This is a genomic window from Enterobacter cloacae complex sp. S1 (assembly GCF_014930525.1).
GTDB lineage: Bacteria > Pseudomonadota > Gammaproteobacteria > Enterobacterales > Enterobacteriaceae > Enterobacter > Enterobacter hormaechei_C.
Genome location: NZ_JADBRE010000047.1, coordinates 1 through 13,275, shown reverse-complemented (window position 1 = coordinate 13,275; position 13,275 = coordinate 1). Strand labels below are relative to the sequence as shown.

12 protein-coding genes are annotated in these 13,275 nt (G+C 55.9%); 3 read left to right on the top strand and 9 right to left on the bottom strand.

What is annotated here, in order from left to right; all coding sequences use genetic code 11:
- Window positions 1-169: 169 nt before the first annotated feature.
- The 9 genes from panD to thpR form a co-directional block, all read right to left on the bottom strand.
- Window positions 170-550, bottom strand: a complete 381-nt coding sequence (panD, locus tag IM290_RS21085; RefSeq protein ID WP_032671421.1) for an aspartate 1-decarboxylase — start codon at window positions 548-550, stop codon at window positions 170-172.
- Between the two features lie 32 nt (window positions 551-582).
- Window positions 583-1,434 (bottom strand): pantoate--beta-alanine ligase, encoded by an 852-nt coding sequence (panC, locus tag IM290_RS21080; protein ID WP_003856282.1) that lies wholly within the window; start codon window positions 1,432-1,434, stop codon window positions 583-585.
- Window positions 1,435-1,445: 11 nt separating this feature from the next.
- The gene (panB, locus tag IM290_RS21075) at window positions 1,446-2,237 is read right to left on the bottom strand and encodes a 3-methyl-2-oxobutanoate hydroxymethyltransferase (RefSeq protein WP_193041423.1); all 792 of its coding nucleotides are present in this window, start codon (window positions 2,235-2,237) and stop codon (window positions 1,446-1,448) included.
- 123 nt (window positions 2,238-2,360) lie between these two features.
- Complete coding sequence (folK, locus tag IM290_RS21070; protein ID WP_193041422.1) at window positions 2,361-2,840, bottom strand: 2-amino-4-hydroxy-6-hydroxymethyldihydropteridine diphosphokinase; 480 nt, start codon at window positions 2,838-2,840, stop codon at window positions 2,361-2,363.
- Entirely contained in the window at window positions 2,837-4,234 is a 1,398-nt protein-coding gene (gene pcnB, locus IM290_RS21065) for a polynucleotide adenylyltransferase PcnB (RefSeq protein WP_074135678.1), read from the bottom strand. The genes folK and pcnB overlap by 4 nt, the downstream gene beginning before the upstream one ends.
- A gap of 42 nt (window positions 4,235-4,276) precedes the next feature.
- Window positions 4,277-5,167, bottom strand: coding sequence for a tRNA glutamyl-Q(34) synthetase GluQRS (gluQRS, locus tag IM290_RS21060; protein ID WP_193041421.1), 891 nt, complete (start codon window positions 5,165-5,167; stop codon window positions 4,277-4,279).
- Between the two features lie 59 nt (window positions 5,168-5,226).
- Window positions 5,227-5,682: an RNA polymerase-binding protein DksA gene (dksA, locus tag IM290_RS21055; RefSeq protein ID WP_001155232.1), complete on the bottom strand. Its 456-nt coding sequence runs from the start codon at window positions 5,680-5,682 to the stop codon at window positions 5,227-5,229.
- Window positions 5,683-5,858: 176 nt separating this feature from the next.
- The gene (gene sfsA / locus IM290_RS21050; RefSeq protein WP_193041420.1) at window positions 5,859-6,563 is read right to left on the bottom strand and encodes a DNA/RNA nuclease SfsA; all 705 of its coding nucleotides are present in this window, start codon (window positions 6,561-6,563) and stop codon (window positions 5,859-5,861) included.
- Entirely contained in the window at window positions 6,553-7,107 is a 555-nt protein-coding gene (thpR, locus tag IM290_RS21045) for an RNA 2',3'-cyclic phosphodiesterase (RefSeq protein WP_062932328.1), read from the bottom strand. The genes sfsA and thpR overlap by 11 nt, the downstream gene beginning before the upstream one ends.
- A gap of 73 nt (window positions 7,108-7,180) precedes the next feature.
- On the opposite strand from thpR, the gene hrpB reads away from it, so the two are divergent.
- The 3 genes from hrpB to IM290_RS21030 all read left to right on the top strand — a co-directional run bounded on the left by hrpB (window position 7,181) and on the right by IM290_RS21030 (window position 13,169).
- Window positions 7,181-9,610 carry an ATP-dependent helicase HrpB gene (gene hrpB / locus IM290_RS21040; protein WP_193041419.1) on the top strand — a complete coding sequence of 810 codons (2,430 nt, stop codon included), beginning with the start codon at window positions 7,181-7,183 and terminating at the stop codon, window positions 9,608-9,610.
- Window positions 9,611-9,762: 152 nt separating this feature from the next.
- Complete coding sequence (gene mrcB, locus IM290_RS21035) at window positions 9,763-12,288, top strand: bifunctional glycosyl transferase/transpeptidase (protein ID WP_193041418.1); 2,526 nt, start codon at window positions 9,763-9,765, stop codon at window positions 12,286-12,288.
- Window positions 12,289-12,560: 272 nt separating this feature from the next.
- The gene (locus IM290_RS21030; protein ID WP_193041417.1) at window positions 12,561-13,169 is read left to right on the top strand and encodes a fimbrial protein; all 609 of its coding nucleotides are present in this window, start codon (window positions 12,561-12,563) and stop codon (window positions 13,167-13,169) included.
- The last annotated feature ends 106 nt before the right edge of the window (window positions 13,170-13,275 follow it).

The window sequence follows — 13,275 nt, the reverse complement described above, 5'->3', positions numbered from 1 at the left end:
TGCATGATTTAAACTAAATGAATAGTTTAGTAAATTTAAAATTATTTGTTATCAATATGATGGGTTTGTCTGATGGTGCGGGAAGAGTTTGGATGTTAATTCAATAAATGCTTTTTAAAGACCCATCCATTTAATAAATGCACATGAATGGGTCGTGGGATAAATATTGTCAGGCAACCTGCACCGGAATCGCCTTCGCGGTACGTTTCATCTCATTGTCGCCTTCAAAGTAGGCTACTTTTGGCTGCCAGCGGCGTGCTTCGTCGTCAGACATCATGACAAAGCTGGCGATAATCACGATATCGCCTACGTCCGCGCAGTGCGCCGCCGCCCCGTTGACGGAGATGATTTTGGACCCGCGCTCAGCGGCAATGGCGTAGGTAGAGAAGCGTTTGCCGTTATTTACGTTCCAGATATCAATGGCTTCGTTTTCGAGAATACCCGCCGCGTCGAGAAAATCCTGGTCGATCGCGCAGGAGCCTTCATAATGCAGGTCGGCCTGAGTGACTTTCACACGGTGAAGTTTACCTTGCAGCATTTTGCGAATCATTACGTTTACCTTTCATCTTCCGGGTAGAAAAACTACGCCAGCTCAACCACTTTGTTGTCGATAAGGCGGGCCTGGCCGAGCCATGCCGCCACCAGAATTACCGCACGTTTGCTGGTCTCTGTAAGCGCCAGAAGCGTATCAGCATCCCGAATTTGAACGTCGTCAGCACGAAGGCCTTTCTCGTTCAGCGCCTGTTCAGCCAGGGCGATAATCTCTTCTGCTGTTAACTCTTTCGCCAGCAGTTGCTCTGCCATGGTATTCATGACTTTGCTTAAGCCCGGCGCAATTTTACGCTGTTCGGCGGTCAGATAGCCGTTACGGGAGCTGAGCGCCAGGCCATCTTTCGCACGCACAATCGGTACGCCGACGATCTCGATATCGTAACCCATATCCGCGACCATCTTGCGGATCAGCGCCAGCTGCTGGAAATCTTTCTCACCAAAGCAGGCGATGTCCGGCTGCACCAGGTTAAACAGCTTGCTGACGATGGTGGAGACGCCACGGAAATGGCCCGGGCGGCTGGCGCCCTCCAGCATGGTCGAAATACCCGGCACGTCGACATAAGTCGATTCAGTGGTACCCTGGGGATATACATCTGCGGGTGCCGGTGCAAAGACGATATCCGCATGACGTTTTTTGAGCTTCTCGCAATCTTCCTGCAAGGTACGTGGGTAGCGCGCCAGATCGTCTTCGCGATCGAACTGCATCGGGTTAACGAAGATACTGACCACCACGATATCTGCCCGGGCTCTCGCTTCATCGACCAGCTTCATATGGCCGTCGTGCAGGTTGCCCATGGTCGGGACCAGGGCGATACGTTTACCTTCCTGACGCGCACGGCGGATATGCTGGCGCAGCAGCGGCAGGGTTTCTATGATTAGCACACCTGGACTCCTTAATGGAAACTGTGTTCTTCGCCCGGATAAACGCCGGACTCAACCTCGGCAATATACTGCCGCACAGCAGCACGCATGTCGCCTGCTTCTGACAGGAAATTTTTAGCAAATTTTGGAATGTGGCCGCCGGTGATCCCGAAGGCGTCGTGCATGACCAGAATCTGGCCATCGGTGACGTTGCCCGCGCCGATGCCGATCACCGGAATCGACAGCGCCTCAGTGATACGCTTAGCCAGCTCAACCGGCACACACTCCAGCACCAGCAGCTGCGCGCCCGCGGCTTCCAGCGCCACGGCATCATCAAACAGCGTCTGCGCCGCATCGCCTCGGCCCTGCACCTTATATCCGCCAAAGATGTTGACCGACTGCGGCGTCAGCCCCAAATGACCACAAACCGGCACGGCGCGTTCGGTGAGCATTTTCACCGTATCGACCAGCCAGGCGCCGCCTTCGATTTTGACCATATTGGCGCCGGCGCGCATCACTGTCGCCGCATTTTCGAAGGCCTGCTCCGGGGTGGCATACGCCATAAACGGCAGATCGGAAAGCAGCAGGCAGGCGGGGGCACCCCGGCGCACGGCGCGGGTATGGTAAGCAATATCCTCGACCGTGACCGGCAGAGTGGAATCATGTCCTTGTACCGTCATCCCTAACGAGTCTCCGACCAGCATGACGTTGATCCCTTCTTCGGCAAACAGTTTTGCGAAGCTGTAGTCATACGCGGTGATAGTGGCGAAGCGTTTTTTTTCCTGTTTGCATTTCTGCAATAAGGAGATGGTGGTTGGTTTCATACTGTTTCCTGATGGCCCAAAAGCGAATCTTTGCGCATTCTAACAGTAACATTTGAGGGAACAATGATTTTAGGCAATCGATTAACCGCAAATAAGGAATGGTTAATCGATGCGGAGGCGGGATTACCAGCGGGCCGGTTTATCCGCGTTGAGATTTTGCAGAACGGCTTGCAGCGAGGAGCCGTCAGGGAAGGTGAGATCGGGCGCGACTTCAAACAGTGGCCAGAGCATAAACCCACGGTTTTTCATGTCGTAATGCGGAAGGGTGAGGCGTTCGGTGTTAATCACCTCGTGACCGAAAAGCATAATATCGAGATCGAGCGTGCGCGGTCCCCAGCGTTCGGCTTTGCGGACGCGACCCTGCTGTAGCTCAATACGCTGGGTATTATCCAGCAGCGTTTCTGCGTCAAGGGTCGTTTCCAGCACCACGGCGGCGTTCAGATAATCAGGTTGATCCTGCGGGCCGAGCGGCGGCGTACGGTAAAATGAGGACAGCGCGACAATGCGGCTTTGGGGGATCTCTCCCAGGGCCTGCACGGCAGCGTTAACCTGCTCCAGCGGAGAGGCCAGATTGCTGCCGATGGCGATATACGCAAGGGTCATGCCGTACCTTCACGACGCGGTGCGCGTTTGCGCGGGCGACGGTGACGACGGCGCGGTGCCGGTTCATCATCCAGATCCGTAAGCATATCTTTCTGCTCCGGTGGCGCAGAAACCTGAAACTCGCCCCACCACTGCGTCAGGCGCTGTAGTTCCGGGTTCCTTTCAACTTCAGCACGCAGAGAGAGCAGATCGAACGCGGCGCGGAACTTAGGATGCTCCATCAGCTTCCAGGCGCGTTTACCCTGACGGCGGGACATACGCAGCTGAAGCTGCCAGATATCACGCACCAGCGTGGTAATACGTTTCGGGATCGCCAGCGTGCGACAGCCTTCGTCCAGCACGTCGTTTGCCGCCAGCGCGAACGCATCATAATAGGCGAGACCGCTCTCCTGGGTGATGCGCTGCGCCGTTTCCAGCAGCGGATACCAGAACATGGCCGCGAACAGGAACGCCGGATTCACGCGCATATCGTTATGAATTCGGGTATCGGTGTTCTTCAGCACCTGCGCAATTATCCGCTCCATTGCGCTGTCACCGTTTTCGGTGAAGTAGCGGGTAATGGTCGGGAACAGCGGCTGGAACAGGTTGTATTCACGCAGCAGGTTGTAGGTTTCAAACCCGTAGCCTGCCTGGAGCAGCTTTAACGACTCCTCAAACAGACGGGCAGGGGGCACGTCGTTGATCAGCGTCGCCAGACGCGGGATCGGCTCTGCGGTTTCCGGGCTGATACGCATGTTCAGCTTGGCGGCGAAACGCACGGCGCGCAGCATTCGGACCGGATCTTCGCGATAGCGTGTTTCCGGCGTGCCGATCAGGCGAATCAGACCGTCTTTCAGATCCTGCATACCGCCGACGTAATCGCGCACGGTAAAATCCGCCACGCTGTAGTAAAGGCTGTTGATGGTGAAATCGCGACGCTGAGCATCTTCTTCAATAGAGCCGAAGATGTTGTCGCGCAGCAGCATGCCGTTTTGGCCGCGCTGGGAAGTCGTGCGATCGTTGACGCCCGCTTCGTGGTGACCGCGGAAGGTCGCCACTTCAATAATTTCCGGTCCAAACATCACGTGCGCCAGACGGAAACGGCGGCCAACCAGACGGCAGTTGCGGAATAATTTACGCACCTGCTCAGGCGTGGCACTGGTCGTCACGTCGAAATCTTTTGGTTTTTTGCCCAGCAGTAAATCGCGCACCCCGCCGCCGACGAGATAGGCCTCGTAGCCTGCTTTATTCAGACGATAGAGCACCTTGAGGGCATTTTCACTGATATCTTTGCGGGAAATATTGTGCTGCTCACGCGGAATGACCGACATGTGTGGCTGTGCAATAGCGTCGTTCGCCATGCTCTCTTCGCGGCTCAGCACTTTACGGCAAAAATTAGCGACTCGGGTAAAAATAGTACACCTCGTAGTGTGTTTTGTTATCAAAAAAGCGGCTAATCATAGCTCAGCGCAACGCATTTGAGAATGCTGGATTTTTGGCACGGCCATAAGCGCCCAGTCAGCAATGGCCGTTTTCAGCAATTCATCCAGACTCAGATCCTGCCATTCCTGCGTTACATTCTGGTTGAGAAATCGCAGCGCGTCGATCAAAACCGGGCGCGGATCGCCGTCAGGCAGCGCCGGGGCATGATTCTGTTTCGATAGCTTATTTCCCTGTTCATTGACTGCCAGCGGCAGATGGATGTAATCCGGCACCGCCCAGCCAAACTGCTGGTAAAGCGATATTTGCCGCACGGTAGGCTCAACCAGATCCGCCCCGCGCACGATTTCCGTAACGCCCTGGAAATGGTCATCGATAACCACCGCCAGGTTATAGGCAAACAAACCATCACGACGGTGAATAATAAAATCTTCACGCGCCAGGCGTTCATCCGCCTGAATTGTTCCTGAGAGTACGTCGGTAAACTGCGTCACCGGAGAACGCTGTATCAGCCGCACGGCGGCATTCTCAGGACCGTTGTGCCGCGTACGGCAGTGGCCGTCGTAAACGCCACCCACGCTCTGAATTCGCGCCCGCGTGCAGGTACAGTTATAGGAAAGGCCCTGTTCAGCAAGCCACGCCAGACGTTCACGGTAGGCATCATGGCGTTGAGACTGCCAGAGTATGTCGCCGTCCCAGTGAAGACCGTAATGTTCCAGCTGACGCAGAATAGTTTCTGCTGCACCGGGAACTTCACGTGGAGGATCGATATCTTCAATGCGGACCAGCCATTGACCCTGACGGGCGCGAGCCTGTAGGTAGCTGCCGAGCGCGGCAATTAATGAGCCGAAGTGTAATTCACCGGAGGGAGATGGCGCAAAGCGCCCGATATAGTGAGATTCAGACATATCAACGGTAACAAGGCGGGAGAGACTCCCGCCTTAGCTGAGTAGTGAGAGGGCAGGCGTTAGCCGGCCATCTGTTTTTCGCGGATTTCTGCCAGCGTTTTACAGTCGATGCACAGATCGGCTGTTGGACGCGCTTCCAGGCGACGAATACCGATTTCAACACCGCAGGATTCGCAGTAGCCAAAATCTTCGTCCTCGACCTTCTTCAGCGTTTTTTCGATCTTTTTGATCAGTTTGCGCTCGCGGTCACGGTTACGCAGTTCGAGGCTGAACTCTTCTTCCTGAGCGGCACGGTCGACCGGGTCCGGGAAGTTAGCAGCTTCATCCTGCATATGTGTAACGGTGCGATCGACTTCATCCCTGAGTTGATTACGCCATGCTTCAAGAATACGCTTGAAGTGCGACAGCTGGGCTTCGTTCATATACTCTTCGCCCGGCTTCTCTTGATACGGCTCCACCCCAGCGATGGCGAGAATACTCAGGGACGATGTTTTACGGTTTTGCCCTTCTTGCATGTTGCTTCTCCTTAACACGCACTATCGATCCCCGTGTTGGGGGAAAAATCAGGTCGCTATAAATAGCAGATGCTTTTCCGTATGGCAATTATCTAAACGTAACACTTGACAACCCTGTGAGGAAAAGCGTATTTGCGCACGCGGCCAGAACACTTATTAGTCAATCGTCTAATCCCTTATAAGACAATGGGAAGAGAGGATCTCAGAGTCATATTATCGGCAGAAAGTTCCGCTTTATAAGCGAAAATCTCCACCCCCTGCTTTTGTGCCTCATTCAACAATTGCGCGTATGTAGGATCAATATGACGGGCCGGGGAAAAGCGTTCAATGGCTGAATGCAGAACCGCAAACAGCAACACGGCGCGCTTGCCCGCCGCCGCTACACTCATTAGCTCTCGCAGATGCTTCTGGCCACGTAGCGTTACCGCATCCGGAAAGAAGCCGTTTTCCTGTTCCGCTAACGTCACTGATTTCACTTCAATATAGCACTCAGGGCGGTCTTCCGCCTGTAACATAAAATCAATTCTGCTGCCTTCATCGCCATATTTCACTTCGCTTTTTTGCGTGCCGTAACCCACCAGTTCAGGAAGCATTCCATTTGTCAGGGCTTCCTTAACCAGCTGATTTGCGCGCAGGGTATTAACGCAAATAAATGCCCCGCTTTGCGTCTCGGTCATTTCCCAGGTATGAGGATATTTGCGTTTAGTATTTTCTGATGTGGAATACCAGACCGTGTCACCCGGCGTGGCGCAACCGGTCATGGCGCCGGTGTTGGGGCAGTGCAGCGTGAGCGTTTCGCCCTCAGGCGTGATCACGTCAGCGAGAAAGCGTTTGTAACGCTGGATCAGCGTAGCGGGCTGGAGTGCAGGGCTAAACTTCATCAGGATTCCTTAACGTGTCGCCCAGCGTCCAGCGCTGGAGCGGAGTATAGCGGGTGCGTCCTTGTACAAAGGCAGATTCGTACAGCGCAAATTCATTCACCTGAAAGGACCAGTGAAAGCCCGGTGGCGGGATGGCAACGGCCTGACCCGCATCGCGCAGCAGGGTAATGTGGGGATGAAACGGCTGCGGGCTCTGATAACAGCCGCTGCGCGCGGCCTGCGCCCGCAGCATGTTTGCGAGCTGGAGCAGGCCGCGAGGGGGCTGCCGCGTCCCCAGCCAGACCACCCGAGAGCGCAGCCATTGCCCGGCATCGTCAAGATGCAGCGTAAACCCCGGCTGCGAAATGCGTCCGGCCATTGCGCTCAACGCGCGCTGCTTTTCAGCGCTTACCTCTCCGAGAAACGCTAACGTCAGGTGCATATTGGCGGCGGCGACGGGGCGGCCCGCTTCCGCGGGGAAGTGGCTGGCGCGCCAGCGAACAATCTGCCGTTGAAGCGTGGTGGGTAATTCAATGGCGAAGAATAGCCGTTTTGACTCAGACATGCGCAAGACTCGGTAATGATATGCGCCGATGCTACAATGTACGCCGATTAATGTTAACCCTCTGGAGCCCTAAGTGTCCTCTTTGCCCGTCGCCGTCGTCCTTCCTGAGCTTCTCGCAGCCTTAGAACATGCGCCACAGGTTATGCTCAGCGCGCCCACCGGAGCGGGTAAATCCACCTGGCTGCCCCTGCAAATTCTGCGCGAGGGGAGCATCAGCGGGAAAATTATCCTGCTGGAGCCACGCAGGCTGGCCGCGCGCAATGTGGCGCAGCGCCTGGCGGAACTGCTGAATGAAAAACCGGGCGAGACGGTAGGGTACCGGATGCGCGCCGAAACCTGCGTTGGACCGTCCACACGGCTGGAGGTGGTCACCGAGGGTATTCTCACCCGTATGCTGCAAAACGATCCGGAGCTGAACGGCGTCGGGCTGGTGATCCTTGATGAATTTCACGAGCGCAGCCTCCAGGCCGATCTGGCCCTTGCGCTGCTGCTCGATGTTCAGCAGGGGCTGCGCGACGATCTTCGGCTGCTGATTATGTCGGCGACGCTGGATAACGACCGGCTCAGGCAGACGCTCCCTGACGCGCCGATGATCTCCTCTGAAGGGCGTGCGTTCCCGGTCGAGCGCCGCTATCAGCCGCTGCCTGCCCATCAGCGTTTTGACGAAGCTGTTGCTATAGCCACCGCCGAATTGCTCCGTCAGGAACCCGGCTCGCTGCTGCTGTTTTTACCCGGCGTAGGCGAAATCCAGCGCGTACAGGAGCAGCTGGCATCCCGGGTGAACGGTGATGTTACGCTGTGCCCGCTCTACGGCGCGCTGCCGTTGGCTGACCAGCGCAAGGCGATCCTTCCCGCACCGGCGGGACAGCGCAAAGTGGTGCTGGCGACCAATATCGCGGAAACCAGTTTGACCATCGAAGGCATTCGCCTGGTGGTGGACAGTACGCTGGAGAGGGTGGCCAGTTTTGATCCGCGTACCGGGCTGACCAGGCTACTGACACAGCGCATCAGCCAGGCCTCAATGGTGCAGCGCGCAGGGCGAGCAGGGCGTCTTGAACCGGGTATTTGCCTGCATTTAACCAGCGCCGAGCAGGCGGAGCGGGCGGCATTGCAGAGCACGCCTGAGATTTTACAAAGCGATCTCTCCGGGCTGGTGATGGATTTGATGCAGTGGGGCTGCCCGGACCCTGACCAGCTCACCTGGCTTAATCCTCCGCCTGTCGTGAACCTTTCCGCCGCGCGCAGCCTGCTGACCCAGCTTGGCGCGCTGGAAGGCGAGCGACTGACGGCGCGCGGCCAGAAAATGGCGGCGCTTGGCAACGATCCGCGTCTGGCCGCAATGCTGGTAGCAGCACAGGGCGAGGATGAAATTGCCACGGCGGCAAAACTGGCGGCTATTCTTGAGGAGCCGCCGCGCGGTGGCAGCAGCGATCTGGAACAGGCCTTTGCACGCCATCAGGGAAACTGGCAACAGCGCGCGCAGCAGCTGTGTCACCGCCTGAAGAGCCGGGGAGGATCGCCTGACAGCGATAAAGTTATCCCTCTGCTGGCCCAGGCCTTCCCGGACAGGATTGCGCGCCGTCGCGGGCTGGATGGTCGCTATCAGCTGGCAAATGGGATGGGCGCGATGCTGGACAGCGATGACGCCCTGACGCGCCATGAATGGCTGATCGCGCCGCTCTTGCTCCAGGGTAGCCACTCCCCGGACGCGCGTATTTTACAGGCGGTTGCCGTGGATATTGACGCCCTGACGCGTGCCTGCCCGCAGCTGCTTCAGCAATCTGACATTGTGGAATGGGATGACACCCAGGGCACGCTGAAGGCGTTCCGTCGTAGCCAGATTGGCAAACTGACGCTCGGGACGAAACCGCTGGCGAAGCCGTCGGAGGAAGAGTTACACCAGGCGATGCTGAACGGCATTCGGGAAAAAGGGCTGAGCGTACTGAACTGGACGCCGGACGCCGAACAGTATCGCATTCGCCTGCACTGCGCCGCGAAGTGGCTGCCGGAACAGGGGTGGCCAGCGGTGGATGATGAGACGCTGCTCGCGACGCTTGAACAGTGGCTGTTGCCGCAGATGAGCGGCGTACACTCGCTGCGCGCCCTGAAGGCGCTTGATGTTAAGGCAGCGTTACAGAATTTACTGGACTGGTCGTTACGTCAACGTCTGGATAGTGAACTGCCTGGGCATTACACTGTGCCAACCGGGAGCCGGATTGCCATTCGTTATCATGAGGATAATCCGCCGGCGCTGGCGGTTCGGATGCAGGAGATGTTTGGTGAGGCCACCACGCCGTCCATCGCTGAAGGGCGCGTGCCGTTAGTGCTTGAGCTGCTTTCGCCTGCGCATCGTCCCTTGCAGATCACCCGCGATCTGGGGGCGTTCTGGGCGGGGAGCTATCGTGAAGTGCAGAAAGAGATGAAAGGGCGATATCCCAAACACGTCTGGCCGGACGATCCGGCGAATACCGCGCCGACGCGGCGCACGAAGAAATATTCGTAATGGATCGAAAAGGGGAGTGCGGCCTGATGCCCTCACCCCAGCCCTCTCCCACAGGGAGAGGGAGAAACAAACTTTGAGAGATTTCTTCTTTCACTGACCTGTGCAAGATAAGAAAATCTGGCCTTTGCGCCTGAATGTTGCGGAGAAAAAGCATGGCGGGGAATGACCGCGAGCCAATAGGACGTAAGGGAAAGCCGACGCGTCCGGCGAAAGAAAAGGTAAGCCGTCGTCGCCTCAGAGATGAGGAGTATGACGATGACTATGAAGACGATTATGAGGATGAAGAACCGATGCCGCGTAAAGGGAAAGGCAAAGGGCGTAAGCCTCGTGGGAAGCGCGGCTGGTTCTGGCTGCTGCTGAAGCTGTTCATTGTTTTTGTTGTCCTGATCGCGATTTACGGCGTTTATCTGGATCAGAAGATCCGCAGCCGTATCGACGGGAAAGTCTGGCAATTGCCTGCGGCAGTGTACGGCCGCATGGTGAACCTTGAGCCGGACATGTCCATCAGCAAGAACGAGATGGTGAAGCTGCTGCAAGCCACGCAGTATCGTCAGGTCACGAAAATGACCCGTCCGGGTGAATTTACCGTCCAGGCGAAAAGCATTGAGATGATCCGCCGTCCGTTCGACTTCCCGGACAGTAAAGAAGGGCAGGTGCGCGCGCGTCTGACCTTTGACGGCGATCGCCTGGAAACCATTGAGAACATGGATAACGATCGCCAGTTCGGTTTCTTCCGTCTCGATCCGCGCCTCATCACCATGCTGTCGTCCGCAAACGGCGAACAGCGCCTGTTCGTGGCGCGTAACGGCTTCCCGGATCTGCTGGTAGATACCCTGCTGGCAACCGAAGACCGCCACTTCTACGAGCACGACGGTATTAGCCTTTACTCCATTGGTCGTGCGGTACTGGCGAACCTGACTGCCGGGCGTACGGTGCAGGGGGCAAGTACCCTGACCCAGCAGCTGGTGAAAAACCTGTTCCTCTCCAGCGAGCGCTCTTACTGGCGTAAAGCCAACGAAGCGTACATGGCCGTGCTGATGGATGCACGCTACAGCAAGGATCGTATTCTTGAGCTGTACATGAACGAGGTGTACCTCGGTCAGAGCGGTGATAACGAGATCCGCGGCTTCCCGCTGGCGAGCCTGTACTACTTTGGCCGTCCGGTAGAAGAGCTGAGCCTTGACCAGCAGGCGCTGCTGGTGGGCATGGTGAAAGGCGCGTCGATCTACAACCCGTGGCGTAACCCGAAACTGGCGCTGGAGCGTCGTAACCTGGTGCTGCGTCTGCTGCAACAACAGCAGGTGATTGACCAGGAGCTGTACGACATGCTGAGCGCGCGTCCGCTGGGCGTTCAGCCGCGTGGTGGGGTGATTTCTCCGCAGCCTGCCTTTATGCAGATGGTGCGTCAGGAGTTGCAGTCTAAGCTCGGAGATAAAGTGAAAGATCTCTCCGGCGTGAAGATCTTTACCACCTTTGACTCCGTGGCACAGGACGCCGCAGAAAAAGCGGCGGTAGAAGGTATTCCGGCGCTGAAAAAACAGCGTAAGCTGAGCGATCTGGAAACCGCGATGGTAGTGGTGGACCGTAACACCGGCGAAGTTCGTGCCATGGTGGGCGGTGCTGAGCCGCAGTTTGCGGGTTACAACCGTGCCATGCAGGCGCGCCGTTCAATAGGTTCACTGGCAAAACCGGCGACCTATCTGACCGCGCTGAGCCAGCCGAATCTTTATCGCCTGAATACCTGGATTGCCGATGCGCCAATTTCCCTGCGCCAGCCTAACGGCCAGGTATGGTCACCGCAGAACGATGACAGACAGTTCAGCGGCCAGGTCATGCTGGTGGATGCGTTAACCCGCTCGATGAACGTGCCAACGGTTAACCTCGGAATGGCGCTGGGCCTGCCGGCCATCACCGACACCTGGCAGAAGCTGGGGGTACCGAAAGATCAGCTGCACCCGGTGCCAGCGATGATTCTGGGGGCGCTTAACCTGACGCCAATCGAAGTGGCGCAGGCGTTCCAGACCATCGCCAGCGGCGGTAACCGTGCTCCGCTTTCCGCTCTGCGTTCGGTGATTGCCGAAGATGGCTCCGTGCTGTATCAGAGCTTCCCGCAGGCAGAACGTGCAGTTCCGGCGCAGGCGGCCTATATGACGCTGTGGACCATGCAGCAGGTTGTCCAGCGCGGTACAGGCCGTCAGCTGGGAGCGAAGTATCCGGGCCTGCATCTGGCGGGTAAAACCGGGACCACCAACAACAACGTCGATACCTGGTTCGCCGGTATTGATGGTCGTGAAGTGGTCATCACCTGGGTGGGGCGCGATAACAACCAGCCGACCAAACTGTATGGCGCGAGCGGTGCGATGTCGATTTACCAGCGCTACCTGGCCAACCAGTCTCCGGTGCCGCTGAACCTGGTTGCCCCGGAAGATATCGTTGATATGGGCGTGGACGCATCGGGCAACTTTATCTGCGGTGGCGGGATGCGTACGCTGCCGGTCTGGACGACTAACCCGGATGCGCTGTGCCAGCAAAGTCAGCCAGAAGAACCAACAGGTAACCCGTTCGATCAGTCTTCTCAACCCCATCAGCCGCAGCAGCAACAGCCGCAGCAGCAGAATGAGAAGAAAGACAGCGACGGTGTCGCCGGCTGGATCAAGGACATGTTTGGCGGAAACTAATTAGTTTCCTGAATAAAAGGCCGCTTAATGATTAAGCGGCCTTTTTTTATATTTACATTCATTTATATTTAAAATTATTAAATTTAAAATGTAGAATTATTAATTTTTGCTTTTTTTAATCTAAAACAGAAAGTTGCAACCGTTTTCCTTAGTATTGCCTTTTTGTGATCTAGACGCGATGAAGAATAATCTGATTAAATCCTCTCCAGAAATTTACTGACCTCACAGGATATTCCTTAGAGGACTTCCCAACATTTTTGTATATATCAAGAATGGATATCTTCATCATCACATATAAGGATATTGTTATGAGTAAATATGTTGTTTCAACGGTGCTGGCCAGCACGTTTATGGCTGCACTTTCTCTGCCGGTATTTGCAGCGAATGATTCTGGCACGGTAAATTTCGCCGGAAAAATTGTGGCGGATACCTGTGAAATTGATGTTGATGGCTCGGGGTCCAATACTTCCACCGTCACATTTGCAGATACTTATCCTTCTGATTTTGGTACTGACGGTCAGGTCGGGACGTCGAAGGCCTTTAAGATTGAAGTGAAAAAATGTGATCCGCTGGTTGCCAAACTGAACCTCAAGTTCAGTGGCACCACAACGGATGCGGAATACAAGCGCCTGAAGAACGATCTTGACGGCGCTGGCAATGCGACCAACGTTGGCATCATTGTCAGTAATGAAAATGGGACTAAGGGGGACGTGGTTTTCAACGGATCAGAACCGGAAGCCGGTACCGATGTTGCGAACGATGCCACTGGCGCCACAGCATCTGTCTTTAATTACACCGCGAAAGTTATTCAGGTTGGTGATAACAAACCAACAGCAGGTCACTACTCCTCATCTGCAACGTTCGAGGTTGTTTATCGCTAAATCTATTTTGGCAGCCTGAAAGGGCTGCCTTCTGGAACGTAGTATGAATTATTTATTAAAATTGTTAGGTGGATGTTTGATTATCTCTTGCTGTTCAGTACAGGCA

Coding starts and splice junctions, on each gene's coding strand:
- dksA (WP_001155232.1), bottom strand. CDS start 5,682: ATGCAAGAAGGGCAAAACCGTAAAACATCGTCCCTGAGTATTCTCGCC.
- panD (WP_032671421.1), bottom strand. CDS start 550: ATGATTCGCAAAATGCTGCAAGGTAAACTTCACCGTGTGAAAGTCACT.
- gluQRS (WP_193041421.1), bottom strand. CDS start 5,167: ATGTCTGAATCTCACTATATCGGGCGCTTTGCGCCATCTCCCTCCGGT.
- mrcB (WP_193041418.1), top strand. CDS start 9,763: ATGGCGGGGAATGACCGCGAGCCAATAGGACGTAAGGGAAAGCCGACG.
- panB (WP_193041423.1), bottom strand. CDS start 2,237: ATGAAACCAACCACCATCTCCTTATTGCAGAAATGCAAACAGGAAAAA.
- IM290_RS21030 (WP_193041417.1), top strand. CDS start 12,561: ATGGATATCTTCATCATCACATATAAGGATATTGTTATGAGTAAATAT.
- sfsA (WP_193041420.1), bottom strand. CDS start 6,563: ATGAAGTTTAGCCCTGCACTCCAGCCCGCTACGCTGATCCAGCGTTAC.
- folK (WP_193041422.1), bottom strand. CDS start 2,840: ATGACCCTTGCGTATATCGCCATCGGCAGCAATCTGGCCTCTCCGCTG.
- thpR (WP_062932328.1), bottom strand. CDS start 7,107: ATGTCTGAGTCAAAACGGCTATTCTTCGCCATTGAATTACCCACCACG.